We start from the raw sequence: 23,901 nt of genomic DNA, 5'->3' as shown, positions 1-23,901 counted from the left end.
CCTCTTTTATGGGCACAAAAAAGATGTTCCCAGTTATTTTCACTGAGAACATCTTATCAGACCTTTTCTTTTTTTACAAGAAAATCCTTGGCCTACTCCTGATATGGCTCATTAAATACAAGAATATGTTTCTTCACATTCTCGTAAGTACCCTGGGCCATAGCCTCATTGAGGTCAAAGAAATTATGCTTGTCTGTTGATTCCATATATTTCTCCACATGAGCTGTCAGGCTGTTAAAGCTTGCTGTGGCAATATTCACCTTACGGATGCCAAGAGAGATCGCCTTCTGGAAATCTTTATCGGTGATGCCACTGCCGCCATGAAGAACCAGCGGAATATCCACTTTCTCATGGATCTTCTCCAATACATCAAAAGCAAGCGTCGGCGCTACCGGATAATTACCATGGGCATTCCCGATGGCAACTGCAAGCGCATCAATACCTGTCTCTCTTGCGTAAACGACCGCATCATCCGGATCTGTGCAGCGGATACCGTGGTCACAACTTCCATCCTCACTTCCGCCCACAAGTCCCAGCTCAGCCTCAACTGTAGCGCCGTATTTACGTGCTTTCTCCACAACGGCCTTTACTCTGGCGATGTTTTCTTCAAAAGGAAGCGTAGAAGCATCCAGCATAACCGATGTAAAGCCAAGCTCCAGAGCCTTGTCAACCGACTCAAAAGTAAGACCATGATCCAGATGGACAGCCACATCCACCTTAGCCTCCTTTGCAGCCTGTACCATCATCGGTCCCATCAGGTGAAGCGGAGAATTTTTCAAACGCACCTCCGCGATCTGAAGGATGATCGGAGTATCCAGTTCTTCTGCTGCGCGGATCGCACCTCTTACCATTTCCATATTACCAACACTGAAAGCACCGCAGCCAATATTTTTCTCTTCGGCACGTCTCAGCAGATCTTTCATTTTCACAAGTGCCATGATTTGGCCCTCCTGTCCTGTTTATCGTACACTGTTTGCATCTTACAGAAAAAAGCGGTGTCAAAGCACTACTGGCTGATACCGCTTTTTCTATGCAAAGCGGACATCTTTATTCCGCTTAACTGTACATCAGCATGCACCTATTTCCCTGTCGTAATTATAAGCCTGTCTTCTCAGCAATGAATTTTCTTGCACGGATCGCATACTCAAGCGGATTAGCCTTAGCCGGATCCTGCTCAGCCTCAACAACCATATATCCCTCGTAGCCTGCATCCTCGAGAACCTTGAAGATTGGATCATAGTTGATGCATCCATCTCCCGGAATCGTGAAGGCACCGGCTCTTACGCCTGCAAGGAAGCTCATGTTTTCTTTCTTAACCTGCTCAACAACTTCCGGACGGATATCCTTCAGATGAACATGTCTGATCCTGTGAACATATTTCTTTACAACCTCAAGAGGATCCTCTCCACAGTATGTAAAGTGACCGGTATCAAAAAGAAGACTTACATATTCAGGATCTGTATTCTCCATCATACGGTCAACCTCAGCAAGGCTCTGTACAACAGTACCCATATGATGATGGAAAGTAAGAGCAATATCATACTCCTCTTTTGCGATCTTACCAAGCTTGTTCATACCTGTGCAGAAGGTATCCCACTCTTCGTCATTCATCTCATATTTATGTCCGAAAATCGGAGTATCCATCTGGCCCTGAACACTGTGGCTCTGCTCAGATGCGCCGATCACTTTCGCACCCATAGCTTTCAGGAAAGCAAGCTGTGCACGGAACTCCTTCTCAACCTCCTCAAACGGTTTGGTGATCAGGAAGCTTGAGAACCACTGGTTACAGATCTCAACACCACGAAGCTCAAGAGCCTTCTTAAGAACCTCAGGATCCTTCGGATACTTGTTACCCACCTCGGAGCCTGTGAAACCGGCAAGAGCCATCTCACTGACGCACTGCTCAAAAGTATTCTCTTTGCCAAGATCCGGCATATCATCATTTGTCCATGCAATTGGTGCAATACCAAGCTTTACTTTATTCTTATCAAACATTGGTCAATTCTCCTTTTTATTTGAATTATTCCATAATCTCAGAAATCTTAACCGGTCTGTGCTCCTCGCTGGATTTCTTAGCTGCAAGACCCATTAATACCGGCTTCAGACCATCATAAACATTAAGAGGTGTTTCTTTGTCATTAACGATCGCATCAATAAATGCTGCAACCTCTTTACCATAAGCGTCCATGTATCTCTCAAGGAAGAAGAACATCGGCTTCTCGCCTGTAACACCCTCAGCATTGCTGATCACTGTGGAAGACTGGCTGTCATTGGAAATAGCAGCCATACCATCAGAACCGAAAACCTCAGCTCTCTGATCATAGCCATAGGAAGCTCTTCTGCAGTTATCGATAACAGCAATAGCACCATTCTCCATCTGAAGAGTGATAACAGCTGTATCAACATCCCCAGCCTCACCAATAGCCGGATCAACCAGATTTGCGCTCTGAACATAAACCTCTGTAGCATCGCAGCCTGCAAGATAACGAACCATATCGAAATCATGAATTGTCATATCCAGGAACATGCCACCGGAAACCTTAACATAATCAATGCTAGGCGGCTCAGGATCGCGGGAAGTGATCTTGATGATCTCCGGTTTACCAACCTTACCAGCTGCAACAGCCTGCTGAAGAGACTCAAAGTTATGGTCGAATCTTCTGTTAAAACCAACCTGATATTTCAGATTTGTGCCCTCAAGAGCATCGATAACCTCTTTGATCTTGGCAATGTCATGATCGATCGGTTTCTCACAGAAAACATGCTTGCCAGCCTTGATAGCCTCTACAGAAATCGGAGAATGAGTATCTGTAGAAGAACAGATCAGAACTGCGGAAATCTCAGGATCATTGATGATTTCCTTATAATCCTTAGTCGTGTGCTCAACACCCATGCTCTTAGCCCATGCAGCAGTCTCATCATTTAAGAAAGGATCTGCAACCGTCTTGATCACCGCATCCGGCACCCTTGTTGTGATACTGGTAATATGAACTCTACCAATTCTACCTGCTCCGATAATACCAACTTTAATCATAGTTTTGATCTCCTTTTGATTTATTTTCCCAATGTAATCTCCTTGCGTGTCCGAACACGCTCTTTATGCTTAATATAATATCATCGCAACACACAAATCGCAACCCCTAATATTGTACAATATTACCATCTTTTTTCTATTAAAAATGACGAGAACTATTTTTAGCCACAATATGTAATATTTTTAGGTCAACTTCACCGAAAATATCTCCAACACATTCCCATACAATCACCCTAATCATCCCACACACCACCCCCTCCAAACATCCAGCACAGCATCACAACTCACATCCCTTCAAGCATCCAGCACAGCATCACAGCTCACATCCCCTCAAACATCCAGCACAGCGCCGATGCCACACCCCTTCCAGCATCCAGCGCAGCGCCGATGCCCACAACTCTCCCGGCAAACAGACGCAAACTCAGCCCTTGCAGTCGTCCAGCGCAGCGCTGACGACCCACAACCTATCGTCAAACGACATTTTTTCTCGCTGGAAGCACCAGCCGCGGAAGGGGATGCTGTCTGGCTCTGCTTCTGCAGGAGGGGAGCTGATTCTTGGACGGCGGGAATCTGCGTTGTTTTTCAAAAGTCCGCTGTCTGAGCGGCAACAGGCCGCGAGTTCGGACTTTTGAAAAACGCTTTTAGCAGATTTCCGGCGTCCTAGAAGCCAGCCCCCGACGAAGCCGCAGACCAGACAGCATCCCCTTCCGCGGCGTCCCTCCGCACAAAAAAAAGGAGACACCCCACTTCAGTGTCTCCCCTCCGGAATCGTATACTCATTCCTTATATATATTTCCGTAAAAATCTTCGCCCTCTCCGGCGCTTCCCCATTAAACAGCAGCCGGAACAAAATCATCACCGGCTCATACCCCTGTATCCTGGCATCCTGCCCGATCAGGAAATGAATAAATCCTTCCCTCATCAGCTCATAATTCCGCCCCATAAAATCATTGGCAACCATCTTCACCTGACCAGCTTTCCCCGCTCCGGCAATTGCCTCACACACCCCCTCCTCCCCATGAGAAGTAAGATATATCCCGTCAAGATCCGGAACATCCTTAAATATCCCTTCCGTAATTTCCCTGGCCCTGCCATTCTCCTCAAAGCAATACTCCGGCCCAATGATCTCAATCCCAGGATACTTCCGCGCAATTTCCTCACGGAATCCAACCACCCTGCTACTCAGAGAAGTATTGGTACTATAGCCGGAAATCACAGCAACCTTTCCTTTTCCACCGGTCAGCTCCCCCATAAGCCCCGCAGCCGCACGGCCACACTGCACACCGTTCTGCCCTACAAAGCAAAGCCGTTTCGTATCCTCCACATCCGAAGTAAACGTCACCACCGGGATCCGAAATTCCTCCACAAACCGATCAATTTCCCTTTTCACACGTTCCTCATCCAAAGGAACCATGGCAATACCACTAACCTCTTCCATCCGCATCTTCTCCATGGCGAGAATAACATCCTCCGCATTCTGATGCTCGATCTTATGGACCAGGACTGTACCACCAAGATTATCCACCTCAGCGCACGCCTCCTGGATTCCCTTCAGAACTTCTTTCATAAAAGGTGTTTCCGCACCCTGCAGGATCACGCCGATCTTAATATTATTTCTGCTCATGGATAGAGCACGGCCCAGTTGATTCGGCTTATACCCCATCTCATCAGCGATGGCACGGATCCTCTCAGCAACCTCCGGACGGATCCTGCCCCTGTTATTTAACGCTCTGTCAACAGTACCTCTGGAAACACCGGCAGCTTCCGCGATCTGCCTTATAGTAACTCCCATACTAAGCACCTCTTTCTATGATAATCCGGATTCTTTTCTGTATTCCGCAGGACTTAAGCCCGTAAACTTCTTAAATATCTTGGAAAAATAATGATAATCTCCAAAACCGGAACGCAACGCCACATCCTTAACTTTACAGTTCGTCTCTGAAAGAAGCTTCTTTGCATAGTCGATCCGAAGCTCCTGCACATAATTGGAAAAACCGATCTTCATCTCCTGTTTGAAAAGATAACTGAGATAAGCAGGATTCACCTCCGCCGCATCTGCTGCATCCTGAAGGCTGATCGGCGCTTCATAATGTTCCCGGATAAACTCCAGAGCTTTTTTCACAGCAGCAGAGATTCCCTCCGGAACAGCATCCTCTTCCCCTACAAAAAGCTGTGAAATACAGGCACTGCCCTTTTCCCTGAATTTCTCAAAGCTTTCGATATCTCCATACCAGATGGACTCTTTCTCAATTCCGGCTGTCTGATTCAATTTCTTAAGCCACTGTACCAAAATTCTTCCGTCGGTATAGCGATCCTGACAGTCAGCGAGAACCTGTGTCCAAAGCTCCTCCGCTTTCTTTCGGTCTTTCCCTGCCTTCAACCTGGAAATCTGCCCTTCCAGCTTCTCAGCACTTTCCGGTAAAACACTGTCCGCTTTCTTCCGTCCTTCAAAATAAAGGATCTCTTTTTTCTCATAAAAATGCAGCTTCATCATTTCTCTGGCCTGCTGATAAGCCTGGCGGATCCCATCCTCTCCCATGCAGACACTGCTGACACTGATACCAAAATCACAAAGATCCTCCTGACAGTGCCGATAGCAGATCGCTGCTGCCTCAGTCAGTCTCTGCTGCATAGCCGATGTCCTGCAGTCTCCGGAAAGATCAAGAAAACAGCAAAAAATCCCTGCGCCAAGATAGACCACTTCCGTAAATTCACTTTCTGTCCCAAGAAGCTCCTCCGTACGTTCCAGCAGTCTGTGACGGAAATGATGGGAATACTGTTCCACTTCCAGCGGCGTCCATTGTCTTTCCCTCTCTGCCCAGTTCTCCATAAACATACAGATCACAGCACTGTTAAAATATTTCCCGGCGATTCCGGCTTCCACACGCTTTTCCTCACGTACCTGATTTTTCAGCATTCCCGAGATCAGTCCGTTAAAAAAATAATACTTCAGAGCGTGACTTCCCAGATGGATCAGCTTTCTCGTCCGTGCCTGTTCCTGACTTTTTTCTCTGCGCTTCTCGATCAGCCGGGCTGATTTTTCCAGAGTATCATAAAGACTATCCTCGTCCAGACTGTTCTTTAATACATATTCATCCGCCCCAAGACGCATGGCCTCTTTTACATATTCAAAATCATCATGACAGCTGAGCACGATAATATAGATATCCCTGTTTTCCTCACGGATTTTTCTGATCAGCTCAATTCCATCCATCACAGGCATGGTAAGATCCGTCACAAGAACATCGATTTTTTCTTTCTGAAGGAATCCATAAGCTTCCTCCCGTCTTCTGCATCATCCACGATCTCATATCCTGCTTTTTCCCAGGAATCCAGGGTTTTGAGATAGCTCCTTACAAGAAAATCATCATCTGCCACCAGTGTTCTGTACATTAATTTTTTCTCCCTTCTTCAGGCATATCATAGATCGCAGGCAGAAATACCGTGACCTCTGTACCGTTTCCACTGCTTACGTATTCCATTCCTCCCTGTGTCCCGTAATAAAGCTCCAGGCGTTCTTTTACATTTGGAATCCCCACTGCGGAAAGTCCGTTTGTTTTTTTTGCATGACTGTTAAAAAGATCTCGGATCTGCTCTTTTGTCATTCCTCTGCCGTTATCCTTTACTATGAGGATCAGCTTTCCTTCACTTACGTTTCCGCTGATCCAGATTTTTCCTGTTTGCCGTTTGATGTCGATCCCGTGAAGAAGAGCATTCTCCACAAGCGGCTGAAGGATCAGTCTTGGAATATAGCACCGGTATGCTTCCTCAGAGATCTCATATTTCACCCGAAAGCTTCCCTGATAGCGAAAATCCTGCAGATGGATATAATTTTTCAGTATATGGATCTCATCGGCAACAGAAAGGAAGCTTCCCTTTTTGTTGATACTGGCCTGCAGAAGCTCCACGAAATCTCCAATAAGCCCCGCCAGCTCTTTTTCCCCTTTCAGAAATGCCGCAAATTTGATGGAGTTCAATGTATTATACATAAAATGCGGTGTGATCTGATACTGCAGTGCTTCCAGCTCTGCATCTTTTTTCTGCTGTTCCTCTTCGATCACCTGGGCGATCAGAGCTTCGATATAATCCAGCATGTGGTTGAATTCTTTTCCGAGGGTTCCGATCTCATCAGCAGTAGTCACTTCTGTACGGAGGCTCAGATCTCCCTCACCAACCTTCTCAACCGTGCCAGTCATGGATCTGAGCGGTCCGCAGACTACTCTGGAGAGCCACAGTGCCAGCAGCACAGCTGCCACAAAAACTGCACCAAATATTCCGATCAGAAAGAGCCGCATCCGGGAAAGTCCGCTTAAAACTTCTTTTTTCGGTACCTCCAGATATAAGCCGCAGTCTGAAAAGCTACCTCTGCTGAAAAAAGAGATCACACCGTTTTTTTCTGCATAGCCTTCCATTTTGGGAGCATTCTGGTCTGTAATCTCCGGAAATGTTTTTCCAATGTCACTGTAGTCTCCGGATGTCACGATTTCATCATTTCTGTCTACCAGAACTATTCTGGTGATCTTTTCATCATTGACAGCTTCCAGATATTCGTAATAAATTGCCCGTTCCCTGATATCTGCGACAACATACCCCAGAATCTCTCCGTTATCATCCTCTACCTTCTGGATCACAGAAAGAAAGCTGCCGCCTTCATGGATCGGAGATTCCACAAGAACCGGAAAGGAATCCAGTTCCTGTATTTTTTCCAATTCCTCGATATGTTCTCCTGAAATCCCCTGCTTGTTTACCGGAAATTCCTCAGAAGTCACAGCCATTTTTTTGTCTGGAAAGACAAAGTAAAGGGAGTTGATATCTTTATATTCCCGACTGTGTTCCCGGAGAAGCCCAGCCATATTTTCCAGGCTGTTTTCATTTCCTGTACAGCTGTATTCCTTCGCATTATTCCGTATATCTGTATCCCAGGCAGTTCTCGTATTCACATAATAAATCTCTTTCAGGGATTCGTCCAGATCTTTTATAGTTTGCTGCATCCGTCCATACAGGATACCTGAATAATTTTCTTCGATCATCCCTGCTGCCCGAAAATAAAATACCCCCGTAAGAGAACAGGCAGTAAACATGGTTACTGTCAGGATCGCCAGTAATATCTTTGCCCGGATACTTTTTAACATAGAACTCCTCCCTTCTGTAAAGCGGATATATGCCTCTCTATGCTATATGCCCATAAACGCAGGAAACAGCAGGAGTATCCTACCCCTGCCTGATTTCCTGTTTGCGGTTGAATATATGTTTTACAATAAAATGTTTATAACTGTCCGTGTGCCTCGCGCTCGGTAAGCTCCTGCATGATCGCCGGATACATTTTGTCAAGCTTATATCCGAAAAGCGTTACAATGATCACTGCTGCAATGAGGATCGGTCCAAATTTATAAAGAGAAACGATCATCTCCAGTGCTGTTTCCGGCTGTGCAGTTATTCCTGCAGATGAGCTTACATATCCGGAACTGCTTAAAAGACCTGTGATCACTGCGGAGGCAAGACCTGCGCCAACTTTTGTTCCGATGGAACCACCTGCAAAGATCAGACTTTCCTGACGGATATGGTTTTTCCACTGTCCGAACTCTACTACATCACCAACCATACTGAATACAACTGCGTTCAGTGGAGCAAGTCCGATGGCACGTGTGACACAGCTCATAACCATGAAGCCGAAGCTGTATGGATTCAGGAAAAACAAAATCTGGCCGCCAAGTGCAACAAATCCGCCGACAAATGCGATATTTCTTTTTCCGAATTTCTTGATCAACGGTGAGCAGATGAAGATTCCCACTACCAGAACCAGGGTTTCTGTAAGGAACAGTGCGCTGTACATCCATGTATCATTGTTGAAAATATATTTACAGTAGTACGGAAGAATGGTTCCTGTGATCGTAAAGGATACACTCTGTACTGTCCACAGAAGCATTACTGCCCAGAAATACTGATTTGCAAAAAGTGCCTTCAGCATTGTCGGAATCGGAAGCTTCTCATCTTTCTTTCTTGCTTCGATCTGAACCTTTTCCTCACATTTGAAGAAGCAGAGAAGCAGAAGTGCAAGTGCAAGCACTGCCCATACACTCATAACCTTGATCCATGCAGCCTGATCATTTCCAAGAAGCTTTACAAGCGGCAGTGTACAGGTTGCTGCAACGATCTTTCCGATAGGTGACAGTCCCATTCTCAATACACTGAGTTTATCTCTCTCTGCTGATTCACGGATCATCATTGAAGAAAGGCTTCCATATGGAAGATTGATCGCTGTATAGCATATGGTCGTACAGAAGTTATAGGTTACAAAGAGATACAGAAACTGAAGCATCCCTGTTGTACGCGGCACTGTGAAAAGCAGTACTGCTGACAGCGCAAACGGAATGCTCATCCACAGAAGCCAGGGTCTTGATTTTCCCCATTTGGAATTGGTCCTCTCTACAATGACACCCATGACCAGATCGGAAAATCCATCAAAGCATCTGGAAAGTAACATTACCAGTCCTACTGTTGCTGCGCTTATCCCTACATAATCTGTGTAAAACAGCGTCAGCAGTGTTCCGATCATTCCGAACACGATATTACATCCTACATCTCCTCCAGCATAACACAGCCCTGTTGATACCGAAAGTTTTTTCTTCTCCATCTTATTATCCCGCCCTTTCATTTCTTTTCGTTTTTTTATTTTCGCTTTCCTTTTGATGATTCTATTTTATCGAAAATACGGGATTATCATAGTATGAGAAATTTTAGTTTTTTCGGTATTATTTTTACCTGACTGTTAAATCTGTACCAAAGTTTTTCTGGTTCTGATATCTCTACATCCTTCTTTTGTCCTATTTTTATGTTTTGTGTTTTATTTTTGGATACCAGCCTGACTTTTTACCGAATCAGTCAATGCCTCTGCCGGATTGTAAAAAATAATAAGCAGCGGATGGAAACCTGCTTGTATCAGGGATGAGAATGTCCGTCATCCTTCATATATGTATCAATATTTTCTTCGGTAAGCACCTGGGAATCCAGAATCTCATTTTCTCCTGTTCCCTCTCCCTCCAGATCCTTCACAATATACCGGATGGTTTCATAACCGATCTGATAACCGGACTGCGCGCCAAGCGCCACGATACGCCCATCCTGAACCGCTTTCAAGGCATCTTCCTGAGCATCTACGGAAACAATAGAAATCTCCCGTCCTTCAGTTGCCTCTGAAAGTCCCAGGGCCGTCACTGCACTTGTGGTCATGATTCCGTTAAGATCCGGATACTTCACCAGGATCTCATCCACATCCTTCTGGGAAACCCGCATATTGCTGTATCCGTTCCGAACCATTTCAATGGTGATCCCAGGCTCTTTTTCCATATATTTTTCAAATCCGGCAACACGCATCCGGTGTCCAGCCTGCTTAAAATCACCGGCGATCACGCCAATCTTTCCTTTATGATCCAGAGCCTTTGCAAGCTGCTCGCCCAGCTCATAGCCTAGTTTTTCATTGTCAATTCCAATATAAGGGATTTCTGAATCCTCTATGGGAGTATCACAGGCATATACAGAAATCCCCTTTTCTCTTGCGAAATTTAAATAATCTTCGCATTCATAGGAATCTATAGGAGAAACTGCCATCGCCTGGATATCGGTTTTCAGAAGATCCCGGATCATATTTTTCTGAACCTCTTCTTCTGTTTCGGAATCCGGAGACAGAATCACCACATCTGCATGATATTTTTCTGCCGCATCTTCCATTCCGTCGCAGACAGACAACCAATATTCACTGCTTTTAGATTTTGTAACAACACCGATCGTTACCTGCTCTTCTTCTGTTTTCTTTGCAGAAGACCCGCATCCGGAAAGGCTGCAAACTCCTATGACTGCCACCAGAATACAGATATACTTTTTTCTCATGAAGGATATGCCTCCTTTTCTTTTGCAGCTATATTTGCCACGGGAAAAAAGACTCCGGAGCCTTTTTCTCCGGTCCGGAGTCTTTTCCTATCTGGCAATGCAGGGTTTACATTTACATTTTACCAGAGTTTTCTGTAGATTTCTTTTACTTCCTCTTCTGTTACATCACGCATGGTATTCTGAGGACTTCCACTGTCCATGGCATCATGTGCCATTTTTTCGATGACGTTGAAGAACTCTTCTTTATTGATACCGAACTGCTCCAGAGTCGGAGTATCCAGTTCATTTACAAGTGACTCTACTGCTTTCAGGAATTTCTCAGCTGCTTCCTGATCAGAATCAGTTGCATCCGCCACACCAATATCACGTCCCAACGCTCCGAATCTGTCGTATGCTCCGGGAAGCGCAAAGGTAAGGCACTCCTTCAGAAGCATGGCATTGGAAAGTCCGTGTGCTACATGGAACAGTGCTCCGATCGGACGGCTCATTCCATGGATAATGGTAACAGATGCATTGTTAAATGCGATTCCTGCCTCAAGAGCAGCGACAGACATCTGTACACGAGCTTCTTCATTCTTTCCGTCTTTATATGCAACCGGAAGATATTTAAAGATCCTCTTTACTGCAGATACTGCAAAAGTATCGGAAAGTGTCTGTGCTTTTCTGGATGTATAAGCTTCCACACAGTGGCAAAGTGCATCAAGACCTGTTGCTGCTGTGATCTTTGGAGGTGCAGTCATAGTAAACTGTGGGTCGATAATGGCAAGATCCGGCATGAGAACTTTGCCTTTAAGAAGCATCTTGATGTCTTTTTTGGTATCCGTGATAATCGTGAACTGTGTTGCCTCAGATCCCGTTCCTGCTGTGGTAGGGATCGCCGCCATTGGCGGCATCTTTACATCGATCACTTTTCCCATGTAGTCGGAAATGCTTCCACCGTTTACTACCAGTGAGCCGATGGCTTTCATGGAGTCAATGGGGCTTCCGCCTCCCAGAGCTACCAGGAAGTCACAGTTCTCATCTTTATAGATCTGTAAGCCTTTTTCGATCATGGTATCTGTTGGCTCACCGCAGATGTCAGAATAAATGCTGTATGCAATGCCCTGATTTGTCAGCGCCTTCTCAACTTTTGCACAATTTCCCAGGTCGATCATTACTTTATCGGTTACGATCAGAGCTTTTTTACCAAGGAGTTTCAGTGCGTCTTCTGCCATGTCCAGTGCTCCGGAACCGGAAATAATTTCTCCAGGTACAATAAATTCTCTTGCCATTGTCAAAATCTCCCTTCAGTCAGTACAATTTTTTTCATAATAGCAGCAGGTCTACTGCCTGCTATTTACAACCCAGTATCAGTATCTCCGCATCCTTAAAACTCGGCGTCATGAAGCCAGGTATATCTCTCATCCTCGCAACGGTCTGTCTGCAGCCACGGATTTCCGTCAATGTGGCGGATCATCCAGCATGTATACATCTGATATCCAGGTGCAACTGCCTGCGGATGAAGCTCTCCTCCTGGAATTGCGGAAAAGCTCTCATCTGTGCTCTTAAATACCTGGTCACCGACAAAGCTTGCTCCGAATCCCTCCGGATGATCAAATTTGAAGAAGTATGTCTCAGGCTGCGGGTGTCTGTGCGGCAGGTATCCGGACCAGTTTCCTCTGTCATTGAGAACCTCACCAAGTACCATATTGGATTCCGGTGAAATGTCGTGATCAAAAATCGTATTTACTCTTCTCTTTGCCACGTTTCCGAATTTTCCTACACTGGAATATCCCCATGGAGCGTCTTCCGGTTTGTAAAGCCTTGCACCGAAATCTTTCTCATTCTTTGTGCACTGGACAAGGATCTGTGACTCCGCATTTGCCACAACTGCGATCTCAGTTCCTGTACATCCATGAACGCACCAAGGTCCCTCTGTGAACACATCTTTTCTGGTTGCTGCTGCTTCGTTTCCGTTCCATTTATAGGTGATATTTCCGGAAAGGAGGAGAACTGCTGTCTCCTCACCCTCTCTTAAAAATGTTCTTGTCTCCCCTGCCTTCATACGGTAAACACGGATGTCCATCATCATGGCCTTGTACTCATTATCGTATGTTGTAAGAATCTTTTCACCTTTTTCGTCATATTCAGGATAACCAAATACTTTACTCATTTTCTTACCTCCCAGATTAGTACAGTCTTGCCTCTTCACGGCCTTTCATAACTCCCTCGCAGGCCTTTCTTACACTTTCTTTCTCAGATGTTGTTGCGATTCCTACATCCCACCAGGACTCATATCCGTCTGTCATGGTCTTCGGGATAACCTTCAGATCAAAGAGGCATGCAATCTCCTGCTTTTTGGCATCTTCCAGAGCATCTACCAGTTCCTGGATAGTGCGGCAGGTATAAGTCTTCAGACCATAGCCTTCGCCAATCTTTGCATAATCTACAGGGATCAGGTCTCCGGTCGGTTTCTTGCCGTCTGTATAACGGAACTCCGTTGCAAGGCTTCCGATTCCGTGATTCATCTCAAGGTTGTTAATGCAGCCAAATCCGCAGTTATCAAATACCATGATATTGACTTTCTGTCTCTCCTGCATGATAGTCATGATCTCACTGTGGAGCATCTGGAAACTGGAGTCTCCAACCACACAATATACTTCGTTATCCGGCTCTGCAAATTTCACACCAAGGGTAGCGGCAACCTCATATCCCATACAGGAATATCCGTACTCTGCGTGATATCCGCCACGTTTGTCTGTTCTCCACATACGCTGCATACAGCTTGGAAGGGAACCGCCTGCTGTGATGATGGTTGCATCTTTGTCGATAGTTCTGTTGATCGCTGCAAGTGCTGCTGTCTGTGTGATCTTTCCGTTTGTAAGCTTTACATATTCCGGGATTGTACGAGGATCTCTTGCCTTGATCAGCGGCTCAAAATCATCTCCTGTGTACTCAATACTTCCAAGGCGCTCCATTTCTTTATCCCATGCAGCTTTTGCTTTCTCGATCTCATCTGTATATGCAGATTTATATCCTCTTGCACGAAGCTTCTCCGCAAGTGCTTCTACGGTAGCTTTTGCATCGCCCACAGCTTTTACTGCATCCATCTTGTATGCGTGGAATCTGCAGTTGTTGATGCTTACAAACTGAACATCCTCATTCTGGAACAGATGCTTGGAGCTTGTTGTAAAGTCAGACATTCTTGAACCGATAGAAATTACCACGTCTGCGTCTTTACCGATGATATTGGAAGCATAGGTTCCTGTTACACCGATACCGCCAAGGCAGTATGGATTGCCGGACTGGCAGGCACTCTTTCCGGCCTGTGTCTCGCCGAATGGGATCTTGAATTCCTCGCAGAATTTCTCAACAGCTTCTCCAGCTTCTGAGTAACGGACACCACCACCAACAACGATAAGCGGCTTCTTTGCTCCTGCGATGATCTCTGCCACATCTTCAAGCTCTTCCTCTACTGCAACCGGTCTTGTGATCCTGTGTACTCTCTTCTTGAAGAAGTACTCCGGGAAGTCAAAGGACTCACCCTCAACATCCTGGCAAAGTGCGATGCAGCATGCACCTGTTTCAGCCGGATCTGTAAGAACTCTCATTGCGTTGATCAGAGCTGTCATAACCATCTCCGGTCTTGTGATTCTGTCCCAGTATTTGCAGACCGGTTTGAATGCATCGTTCGTACTGATAGCAAGGCTGCTGCTCTGCTCCAGCTGCTGGAGAACCGGGTCAGGCTGGCGGGATGCAAAAGTATCTGCCGGGAATACAAGAAGCGGAATGTTGTTTACAGTTGCTGTTGCACATGCTGTTACCATGTTTGCAGCTCCAGGTCCAATGGAGGAAGCGCATGCAATGATTTTTTTGCGGTTGCTCTGTTTTGCAAAAGCGGTAGCAACGTGGCACATACCCTGCTCATTTCTTCCCTGAAGAACCTTCAGCTGTCCCGGATTTGTATCCAGCGCCTCGCCAAGTCCTACAGCAATACCGTGTCCGAAGATCGTGAAAAATCCTTCTACAAATTTTGTCTCCACTCCGTCCATGGAAACATACTGATTATCCAGGAATTTTACAATTGCCTGTGCAGTTGTCATTCTTACTGTCTTTGCCATTTTTTCCACTCCTTTTCTTTATACTCTTGCGATCATTTCGCCGAATTTTTCTTTTTCATCTTTAATAAATGCGTGAACCTCATCCGGTCCCGGAAGGGAATCAGAACAGTTGTTGCTCTTAACCATCATGGATGCCTCTGCTGAACCGAACTCCAGACAATCGATGATCTCCCAGCCCTGATACAGTCCATACAGGAATCCGGAGCCGTATCCGTCGCCGCCGCCGAAGCCTTTTCTTGCCTCAACCGGAAATGGCTTGATACTGAACTTCTGTCCGTCAACTGTGTAGGCTGTGGAACCCTTCATACCGTGTTTGATGACAACGATCTTTGCATTTTTTGCCTGCCAGTAAGCTGCGCTCTCCTCATCAGTCATACCCTCTTTGATCAGCTTCTCGGTAAGGTCAAACTCTTCTCTGGAGCCCATGATGATGTCAGCTTCCTTAGCTACGATGGAATAGTAGATGGAAATCTCATCTGCATTCTTCCAGTTGTACTCTCTGTAATCAATATCAAAAATGATCTTTGTGTTTACTTTCTTAGCAAGCATAACCGCTTTGATCGCTGCTTCTCTGGAAGGGCTCTCTGCAAGAGCAGTTCCGGAAATGAGGATTGCTTTTGCATTTTTGATATAATCCTCGTGGATGTCGTCTACATGAAGCTGCAGATCTGCGATACGGTTACGATACATGAGGATACTGCTTTCCTTTGGAGAAAGCATCTCGGTAAAGGTAAGTCCCAGCTTCTCTCCGTTTGTACATTTGGTGATCTGTGAGGTATCGATTCCTCTCTCATCAAAATAATCTACAACATACTCACCGAACTGATCATCAGAAACCTTTCCGATGAATCCTGCTTTCAGACCATGTTTGGTGACACCTACAGCGATGTTTGCAGGAGATCCTCCTACAAATTTCTCAAACATATGTACCTTCTTCAGGGGTTTGAACTCCTCCTTCACCTGATCGTTGTAAGCAGGATTGAAATCAATGGCAACTCTTCCAAGGAGCACCAGGTCCATTGGTCTGGATTCATCAAATTCGATATACTTCATGATCTTACCTCCGTTTGTTTGATGGTTTATTTTTACTTCTTTTTTGTGTGCTTTTTTGTTTTGCGTGCTTTTTCCTTTATTTAGCGTGCTTTCTTGCGTGTTTCTTATGATGTTAATATAGCACTGTTTTACAGTTTGGGCAAGTACTTCTTTTCATTTTCCTCTATTTCTGTTATTCTGTACAATTTTTGCAGTTTTCTTTTGTTTAAATTGGATATTGCATTAATGTGCTTTTGTGTGTATGTAATTTTAGCACGCATTACGCACGCGTTTTGATTTCTTTTTCCCATCAGCGGATTTTTCAGATTTTCTGCAATAAAAAAGCCTGCAGTTTTTTTCATCCTGCAGACTTTCCTTACTTTTCTATATGTTCTTTCGTTTAATACGTCATTTAAAGGTTATATTTCGTTTTGATCTTGATATCTGTAAAGAGATATTCTCTCTCCGGCTCCTGTCCTTTTGTCAGGATATCCGCCAGGATTCTTGGCGGTTCATACCCCTGGACATATCCATTCTGGTCGATCAGAAAATCCACATGATCATTCTTCAGTGCCCGTTCATTCTTCGGAGTCTGATCATAGATCACAACGTAGGGCCTGCGGTCAAGTCTCAGTTTTTCAAATGCCTTTCCCACTCCTTCCTGGCCTCCTGATACCACCAGGATTCCGCTGATCCCCGAAGTATTCATCATGGCATTTTCTATAATGTGCTCCACCTCAGCTGCTTCATCAAAGCTTCCGTGAACACCTGCGATCTCCAGATGAGGAAAAGCCCGCTTGACTTCCTCCACAAAGCCATCCACCCGCTGATTATCAACATGATTGCTGAAATATCCGGTGATGATCAGAATCTTTCCGATTCCTCTTGTCAGCATTCCAAGGAGTCCTGCCGCAGTACGTCCGCTCTTGCGGTTATCCATTCCCACAAAACAGGTTCTTCTCGTTCCTACAATATCAGAATTAAAGGTTACCACCGGGATATTCTTCTCTTCGATCAAAGCATTCAATTTCTCCCGGACAGCCTCACTGTCCACAGGCATGACCGCAAGTCCCCTGATTCCTTCCTGTTCCAGTTCTTCAATGGCCTGCAGCTGTTCCTCTTCATCAACAGAAAGACCCTCTTTCAGAATCAGCTGGATCCCTTTTTCTTTTAGTTCTAGGGCCGCCTTCACAATACCACGGTTTACTTCCTGCATAAAAGAAGATCTGGCAAGCTGTGTCACCACTCCGATCTTCAGTCTTTCATCTTTAGCTGTTCTGGAATGTTTCCGTTCTTTCTGTACATATCCCATCTCGTCCGCCAGACGGCAGATTCTCTCTGCCACCTCCGGATTGATCCGTCCTCTGTGGTTCAATGCTCTGTCCACGGTTCCCCTGGAAACCCCTGCCTGTTCGGCAATCTGCTGTATTGTTACCGCCATAAATCCTTCTCCTGCCTCTGCCTTACTGTATCATTGCCAACTGTTCTGTTCGGCAATGATCTTTCTATATACATTTATATAGTTTTTTCGAAAAGGTGTCAATATGTAAGTGCATTATACGCGGCCCCTCCGATCTTATCCCCGAACAGCCATATGATATGCTTCTTTATAGGAAATCCCTGTTTTTTCACAGAGTTTTTTTACGCTTTCGTATTCCGGATAAAAATATTCCTGTCCGTCAAAAGTGCAGACCTTCACTTCTACCTCCCCAAGCGGGGTTGTAACCGCTCTTTTCTCTCTTTTCAGAATGGTTCTCCCCATCTCCTGGCGACGGATCCCAATGGTTGTTGTTTCTCTGAAAATAATCTGCTCCATCACTGAAACCTGTTCTTCTTTACATAGAACGGTAAGCAGCCATGCCGGACGGTTTTTCTTCATAAATACAGGCATGTAATTGGCCTCTCTGGCTCCTGCCTCATACAGAAGCTCCATAACATAGCCAAGCGTTTCTCCTGTACAGTCATCAATGTTGGATTCCAGCTTTATAATGGTATCTGTTTCCGTACAAGCATCATTGCCTGAAGCCTCCTCCCCGGATCCCCGGATCAGCATGGCACGGAGAATTCCCGGGCACTCATACTGGCGCTTGCCTGCTCCGATACCGATCTTCCTCACCGTAAAATCTTCAGGCAGTTTTTCTGATGTAAGGAATGCCGCCACGATGGCTGCTCCGGTAGGCGTTATCAGTTCACCCTGCACCGATGTGATATGCAGCTTCAGCTGATGAGCACTTACAATATTACTTACCGCCGGTACCGGTACCGGAAGGATTCCGTGCTGACAGCGAATCGTTCCGCTACCCTCACAAAGTCTTGGAACGATCACTTCCTCCACATCCAGATCATCCATACAGATCGCAACTGAAAGAATATCCACAATGGAATCCACTGCACCCACTTCATGGAAATGGATCTGATTCACCGGTACATTATGGGCTTTTGCTTCTGCCTCGGCAAGAATCTTAAAAATCCTTTTTCCATAGGATTTTGCACGATCTGTCATATCTGTGTGGTCGATAATCTCCATGATCTCGTTAAGGCCACGGTGCTCGTGATGATGGTGTCCATGCCGGGAACCCCCATGATCATGATGATGTTTTTCATGATTATGACCGTGAAAATCCCCATCATCTCCATGCAGATATTTCATATCATGATCATGATTCTCGTGATCATGATCCAGCAGTACATCAAAATCACAGGCATCGATCCCTGATTTCATCACACGGCTGATCTTTATGTCGAAACCTTTTACCGGCAGACTTTTAAGAGTTCTCACCAGTTTTTTCTGATCTGCACCCAGATCCAAAAGGGCCGCAACTGTCATATCCCCGCTGATCCCAGAGGTACACTCCAGATATAATTTGTTTCTCATTTATTTCCCCTCCGCAAGCCGATTGATCTGGGTTGCCAGATATCCTGCCCCAAATCCGTTGTCAATATTTACTACTGCAATTCCGTTGGCACAGGAATTGATCATTGTCAGAAGCGCTGACAATCCATGAAAGCTGGCGCCATATCCCACAGAAGTAGGTACCGCGATCACCGGACGTTTCACAAGACCACCCATAACACTTGCCAGTGCACCCTCCATTCCTGCTACTGCAACCACGCAGTTAGCCTCCTGGATGGTATCCAGTCTGGAAAAGAGTCTGTGCATACCACTAACTCCCACATCATAGATCCTCTCCACATGTGTGCCGAAATACTCTGCTGTCTGGGCAGCCTCCTCCGCAACAGAAATATCTGCTGTTCCGGCTGTACACACTGCCACTTTTCCGATATGCTCCTTCTCTTTTTCAATCTTCAAAATTCCGGAAATCGGATCGTAGACCACATTGGGAAGAACCTTTTTTACCAGTTCATACTGATATTCCGACGCCCTTGTTCCAAAGACTTCTCCATCTTCCTCATAAAGCTTCTGATAGATATTCAAAAGGTGTTCGTCTGCTTTTCTCGCACAGTAAACTACCTCTGCAAAACCGGTCCTCGCTTTTCGGGTAGTATCCAGTTTCGCATAATCCATTTCCTCATATCCCTCTTTTTTCAGAAGGCCCTCTGCATGCTCCACAGAGAGCTGGCCATTTTTTACCTCTTCAAGAATCTGCTGTAAAGTCATCTTTTTGCCTCCCTGTTTTCTATAATAGAATAACACAATAGCCAGACATTTGCCTGCACTTTTGCAAATAGTCTGGCTATCCGCCATTCGGACCTTTCACTGTCCGGTTTTTTATTTATGCAGCTACTTTGGCCGCCTTCTGTTCTTTATCTGATCATCTCCGCATATTTAGCCGAGATCTCATCAATATCTCCATATGCGATCAATTTTCCTTTTTCAAGTATCATTGCTTTATTGCACAGGCGCTGTACCTGTTCCAAAGAATGGGATACGAACAGTACCGTAACGCCCTTATCAAACATACTTAAGACTTTCTTTTCACTCTTTTTCCGGAATTTGGCATCTCCTACAGAAAGGACTTCATCAAGGATCAGGATATCCGGTGATACCAGTGTGGCAATGGAGAATCCAAGCCTTGCCTTCATACCGGAAGAATAATTCTTAATAGGAACATCGATAAATTCTTTCAGCTCAGAAAACTCAACGATCTCATCAAATTTCGATTCCAGAAACTTCTTGGAATATCCGAGCATCGCACCATACAGAAAAATATTCTCACGTCCTGTATACTGTGAATCAAAACCGGCTCCCAGTTCCAGAAGAGGGACCAGACGTCCGTTTCGGACCACCTTGCCTTCGGTAGGCTTGAATACACCGGCAATTACTTTGAGCAGAGTACTTTTTCCCGCTCCGTTAAGTCCCAGGATTCCTACACGGTCACCTTTTTTCACCTCAAAATCAACATTCTGAAGAGCCCAGAATTCATTATATTTAATTTCTTTTTTTAAGAATTTAATCACGTAATCCTTCAGGCTGTCTACCTTTTCTTTACTGAGATTAAACTTCATACTTACGTTATCTACAACTACTGCAGGTTTTTCCATATTTTTCTCCTGTTAAATATAAAGGATAAAATCATCCTGTTTCTTCTTGAAACAGAACATTCCGATGGCGATCGTCACAAGACTGAATACCAGTGCGTATGCCGCATAATGAAGATTCATCGGCTCTCCGAACATTCCTGAACGAAAAACATCGATGGTACAGTACAGCGGATTATATTTCAGGATCCATGAAAAACCGCTCTTCAGCAGTCTGGACGGATAATAAAAGATCGCACAGGTATACATGATCAGCATCAGCGCTACTGACCACAGATATTCCATATCTCTGAAAAAAACGCCAATCGTAGCAAGGATCATTCCGCAGCCATAGGACAGCAGAAATACCAGGATCAACGCGATCGGGATCTGGAGCATATAGAGTGTCGGCTCCACACCAAGTACTGCTCCTACCGGAACCAGCACGATCAGCGAGATCAGGAAGATCACGTAGTTAAAAAGCACACTTGACAGCGGATAGAGATATTTTGGCACATAAACTTTCTTGATCATTGCCGAATTCGCTCTTACTGATTTCAATGCCGCTTTTGTGGCACTGGAATAGAATGTGTACAAAAGACGTCCTGTCAGGATATATACAGGAAATGTCCGATCCTTGTTTCCAAACAGGGTACCGAATACGATCGTCAGTACGATCATGGTAAGCAGCGGCTCAAGAAGAGACCAGATGATACCAAGATAGGAACGTCTGTACTTCAGTTTGATTCCTTTTTTTACAAGCTCTCCCAGAAGAAACCTGTAACGTATAAAAGTATTTACGTATTCTTTCATAGCATCTCCAATATTCAATTTTATTTTTTCACACGGCTGTAAATCATAATATACCATTTTTAGAAATCTGGCAACCTTATTTTCGCCAAAAAAAGAGGCTCCAAAGGGCGCCTTTTTGAAAAATATGCTACTTATCCCGCATCTCTTCCATCTGTCTGTGGTCGCATCCCGCATTCGGTCAAAAAACCAGGGCCGGAACAGGATTTCTCCCATACCGACCCTTTGGTACTCTTGGCTTATTTGTAACAAACAAATTTTATGGAAAACTTTTCTTATCTCTTAATATTGAAAGCCTGAAATCCCGGATATACTGCTGCATCACCAAGCTCTTCCTCAATACGGAGAAGCTGGTTATATTTTGCCACACGTTCGCTTCTGGAAGGAGCTCCTGTCTTAATCTGGCAGGTATTCAGTGCTACTGCAAGATCTGCGATGGTTGTATCCTCTGTCTCACCGGAACGATGAGAGGAAATCGCTGTATAACCAGCTTTATGTGCCATTTTGATAGCTTCCAGAGTCTCGGATACGGAACCGATCTGATTCAGTTTGATCAGAATGGAGTTTCCGCAGCCAAGGCTAATACCTTTCTCAAGACGCTCTGTATTTGTAACGAACAGGTCATCACCTACAAGCTGTACTTTTTGGCCAAGCTCTTTTGTCATGATCTGCCATCCTTCCCAGTCTTCCTCGTCAAGGCCGTCTTCGATGGAATAGATCGGGTATTTCTCGATCAGGGTCTTCCAATGCTCAACAAGCTCTGCAGATGTGAATTTCTTTCCGCATTTCGGAAGAACATACTCGCCTTTCTGGCTTCCTTTCCACTCGCTGGATGCTGCATCCATGGCAAGAACGAAATCTTTTCCCGGTTCATATCCTGCTTTCTTTACTGCCTCAAGAATGTACTCGATGGCTTCCTCGTCGCTTCCAAGGTCTGGTGCAAAACCACCCTCATCACCAACACTTGTTGCAAGACCTTTCTCTTTCAGAAGTGCTGCAAGTGCATGGAACACCTCTGTGCACCAGCGAAGTCCTTCTTTGAAGCTCGGTGCTCCCGCAGGCATGATCATGAATTCCTGAACATCAACAGTATTCGCAGCATGTGCACCACCGTTTAAGATATTCATCATCGGAACCGGAAGTCTGTTTCCGTTCACCCCACCAAGAAATCTGTAAAGGGGAATGTCAAGAGAAATCGCAGCTGCTCGTGCGCATGCGATAGATACTGCAAGAATAGCATTTGCGCCAAGTTTGGATTTGTCCTTTGTTCCGTCTGCATTGATCATGGCAGCGTCCACTGCATAAATGTCAGATGCATCCATTCCTGTCAGTGCATCGTTAATTACAGTATTGATATTTTCAACGGCCTTGGAAACACCTTTTCCTCCGAAACGGCTCTTATCCTGATCCCTCAGTTCAAGTGCCTCGAATTCTCCTGTGGATGCACCACTTGGAGCTGCTCCTCTTCCGATAGTTCCATCTGCCAGATAAACCTCTGCCTCTACGGTCGGATTTCCTCTTGAATCAATGATCTCTCTTCCAATGACTTTCTCGATCTCTAAATATTCCATTTGATATTTATCCTCCTGTCTGGCTTTTTCGCCCTGTCCGTAAATTTGCCCGGGCCGCATTTTGCCAGAGGATACGGCCCGCCACAATTATTTACGCAATAGTTAGAACCTGCTAACCATATATAAGTTTACTGTATCTAACTTTTATGGTCAAGGGGAGTTATTGTCATTTTTTTCTCATTAGAGCAGCTCCGTCTATTTTCAGAAAGCTTAATAAAAATGTGCAAATTTTACATATTGACATCCTTACGCTGATTATGATAATATAATCGCCGGACTTAAAACTAAATATGGTTTATGACAAAATCCTGTCATATATTGGAAACGCACATTCTCCTGAATGATTAACGAACAACACATGCTTTACGGTTTTACATCACCACTTAATCATTTTAAAGGAGGATTTTTTATGCCAAAAAACAAATTTCAGGAAGTTATCTTTACCATTATCATGGTATTTTTCATGGTTTACGCCATGATCTGCTACAACATTTCTCTGAACACTGGGAGTATGACAAACCATGTGTTCCTTGACGCTTTTCATGAGCTGGTGATCATGGGACCGATTGCATTTATCCTTGACTTCTTCCTTGTATCCAAACTTGCTTTTGGTTGTGCAATGCGCATGGTAGATTTCAAAAACTGCCATCCGTTCAGCAAGATTCTTGCGATCTCCGTTCCTTCTGTTGCTTTCATGTGCCCGTTAATGAGTCTTGCCGCAACCATTCTCTTTAAGGATGCCGGAAATAAGTTCGTAGCTGTATGGCTTCAAACAACCGCCTTTAACTTTCCGATGGCATTCTTCTGGCAGCTGATCTATGCAGGTCCGATCGTACGTTTTATTTTCAGACATATCTTTCCTGAAAAACAAAACGTAAAAGAAGCGACAGCAAATATGTAAAATAAAGAAAGCACATTGCCATGGTTGAACCACCCCAAAAGTCATACTTTCCGGTGGGGCTCATTCCATACAATGTGCTTTTTATTT

At 45.0% G+C, this 23,901-nt stretch carries 21 protein-coding genes; 1 reads left to right on the top strand and 20 read right to left on the bottom strand.

The genetic code is table 11. The annotated features are described in order from the left end of the window. Nucleotides 1-92: 92 nt before the first annotated feature. The 20 genes from EYS05_RS12495 to eno all read right to left on the bottom strand — a co-directional run bounded on the left by EYS05_RS12495 (nt 93) and on the right by eno (nt 22,913). A complete protein-coding gene (locus EYS05_RS12495) occupies nt 93-938 on the bottom strand; it encodes a class II fructose-bisphosphate aldolase (RefSeq protein WP_110103010.1) in 846 nt (281 codons plus the stop codon). 157 nt (nt 939-1,095) lie between these two features. After that, nucleotides 1,096-1,995 carry a myo-inosose-2 dehydratase gene (gene iolE, locus EYS05_RS12490; protein WP_110103011.1) on the bottom strand — a complete coding sequence of 300 codons (900 nt, stop codon included), beginning with the start codon at nt 1,993-1,995 and terminating at the stop codon, nt 1,096-1,098. Between the two features lie 25 nt (nt 1,996-2,020). Continuing rightward, nucleotides 2,021-3,034 (bottom strand): inositol 2-dehydrogenase, encoded by a 1,014-nt coding sequence (iolG, locus tag EYS05_RS12485; protein ID WP_015524414.1) that lies wholly within the window; start codon nt 3,032-3,034, stop codon nt 2,021-2,023. Nucleotides 3,035-3,782: 748 nt separating this feature from the next. Beyond that, nucleotides 3,783-4,826 carry a LacI family DNA-binding transcriptional regulator gene (locus EYS05_RS12480; protein WP_015524413.1) on the bottom strand — a complete coding sequence of 348 codons (1,044 nt, stop codon included), beginning with the start codon at nt 4,824-4,826 and terminating at the stop codon, nt 3,783-3,785. Nucleotides 4,827-4,841: 15 nt separating this feature from the next. Next, nucleotides 4,842-6,272: a helix-turn-helix domain-containing protein gene (locus tag EYS05_RS12475; RefSeq protein ID WP_243119102.1), complete on the bottom strand. Its 1,431-nt coding sequence runs from the start codon at nt 6,270-6,272 to the stop codon at nt 4,842-4,844. After that, on the bottom strand, nt 6,269-6,427 hold the full coding sequence (locus EYS05_RS17725) for a hypothetical protein (RefSeq protein WP_243119101.1): 159 nt from the start codon (nt 6,425-6,427) through the stop codon (nt 6,269-6,271). Before EYS05_RS17725 ends, EYS05_RS12475 begins: the two co-directional genes overlap by 4 nt. Continuing rightward, nucleotides 6,427-8,166, bottom strand: coding sequence for a cache domain-containing sensor histidine kinase (locus tag EYS05_RS12470; RefSeq protein ID WP_138277298.1), 1,740 nt, complete (start codon nt 8,164-8,166; stop codon nt 6,427-6,429). The genes EYS05_RS17725 and EYS05_RS12470 overlap by 1 nt, the downstream gene beginning before the upstream one ends. 134 nt (nt 8,167-8,300) lie before the next feature. Next, nucleotides 8,301-9,668 (bottom strand): MFS transporter, encoded by a 1,368-nt coding sequence (locus EYS05_RS12465; RefSeq protein ID WP_237971439.1) that lies wholly within the window; start codon nt 9,666-9,668, stop codon nt 8,301-8,303. Nucleotides 9,669-9,973: 305 nt separating this feature from the next. Next, nucleotides 9,974-10,921: a substrate-binding domain-containing protein gene (locus tag EYS05_RS12460; RefSeq protein WP_092070457.1), complete on the bottom strand. Its 948-nt coding sequence runs from the start codon at nt 10,919-10,921 to the stop codon at nt 9,974-9,976. Nucleotides 10,922-11,040: 119 nt separating this feature from the next. Next, the gene (locus tag EYS05_RS12455; protein ID WP_138277296.1) at nt 11,041-12,192 is read right to left on the bottom strand and encodes an iron-containing alcohol dehydrogenase; all 1,152 of its coding nucleotides are present in this window, start codon (nt 12,190-12,192) and stop codon (nt 11,041-11,043) included. A gap of 95 nt (nt 12,193-12,287) precedes the next feature. Next, entirely contained in the window at nt 12,288-13,073 is a 786-nt protein-coding gene (locus tag EYS05_RS12450) for a 5-deoxy-glucuronate isomerase (RefSeq protein ID WP_118513342.1), read from the bottom strand. Between the two features lie 16 nt (nt 13,074-13,089). Continuing rightward, nucleotides 13,090-15,021: a 3D-(3,5/4)-trihydroxycyclohexane-1,2-dione acylhydrolase (decyclizing) gene (iolD, locus tag EYS05_RS12445; protein ID WP_138277295.1), complete on the bottom strand. Its 1,932-nt coding sequence runs from the start codon at nt 15,019-15,021 to the stop codon at nt 13,090-13,092. Between the two features lie 18 nt (nt 15,022-15,039). Next, nucleotides 15,040-16,074 carry a 5-dehydro-2-deoxygluconokinase gene (gene iolC, locus EYS05_RS12440; protein ID WP_015524405.1) on the bottom strand — a complete coding sequence of 345 codons (1,035 nt, stop codon included), beginning with the start codon at nt 16,072-16,074 and terminating at the stop codon, nt 15,040-15,042. A gap of 128 nt (nt 16,075-16,202) precedes the next feature. After that, nucleotides 16,203-16,415, bottom strand: coding sequence for a hypothetical protein (locus tag EYS05_RS12435; RefSeq protein WP_138277294.1), 213 nt, complete (start codon nt 16,413-16,415; stop codon nt 16,203-16,205). A gap of 50 nt (nt 16,416-16,465) precedes the next feature. After that, a complete protein-coding gene (locus EYS05_RS12430; RefSeq protein WP_138277293.1) occupies nt 16,466-17,494 on the bottom strand; it encodes a LacI family DNA-binding transcriptional regulator in 1,029 nt (342 codons plus the stop codon). 135 nt (nt 17,495-17,629) lie between these two features. Further along, nucleotides 17,630-18,928 (bottom strand): nickel pincer cofactor biosynthesis protein LarC, encoded by a 1,299-nt coding sequence (gene larC / locus EYS05_RS12425; RefSeq protein WP_138277292.1) that lies wholly within the window; start codon nt 18,926-18,928, stop codon nt 17,630-17,632. Continuing rightward, the gene (larB, locus tag EYS05_RS12420) at nt 18,929-19,672 is read right to left on the bottom strand and encodes a nickel pincer cofactor biosynthesis protein LarB (protein WP_118513346.1); all 744 of its coding nucleotides are present in this window, start codon (nt 19,670-19,672) and stop codon (nt 18,929-18,931) included. A 146-nt stretch (nt 19,673-19,818) separates the two neighbouring features. Next, nucleotides 19,819-20,556: an ABC transporter ATP-binding protein gene (locus EYS05_RS12415; protein WP_092072899.1), complete on the bottom strand. Its 738-nt coding sequence runs from the start codon at nt 20,554-20,556 to the stop codon at nt 19,819-19,821. A 12-nt stretch (nt 20,557-20,568) separates the two neighbouring features. Further along, nucleotides 20,569-21,345 carry an ABC transporter permease gene (locus EYS05_RS12410; protein WP_118513373.1) on the bottom strand — a complete coding sequence of 259 codons (777 nt, stop codon included), beginning with the start codon at nt 21,343-21,345 and terminating at the stop codon, nt 20,569-20,571. Between the two features lie 272 nt (nt 21,346-21,617). Then, nucleotides 21,618-22,913, bottom strand: coding sequence for a phosphopyruvate hydratase (eno, locus tag EYS05_RS12405; RefSeq protein ID WP_138277291.1), 1,296 nt, complete (start codon nt 22,911-22,913; stop codon nt 21,618-21,620). A 409-nt stretch (nt 22,914-23,322) separates the two neighbouring features. On the opposite strand from eno, the gene EYS05_RS12400 reads away from it, so the two are divergent. After that, a complete protein-coding gene (locus EYS05_RS12400; RefSeq protein ID WP_138277290.1) occupies nt 23,323-23,814 on the top strand; it encodes a DUF2798 domain-containing protein in 492 nt (163 codons plus the stop codon). Nucleotides 23,815-23,901 lie beyond the last annotated feature (87 nt).

Source organism: Blautia sp. SC05B48 (assembly GCF_005848555.1).
In the GTDB taxonomy this organism is placed as follows: domain Bacteria; phylum Bacillota; class Clostridia; order Lachnospirales; family Lachnospiraceae; genus Blautia_A.
Note: the sequence above shows the minus strand (reverse complement) of the source record. Positions and strands in the feature narration are given on the sequence as shown.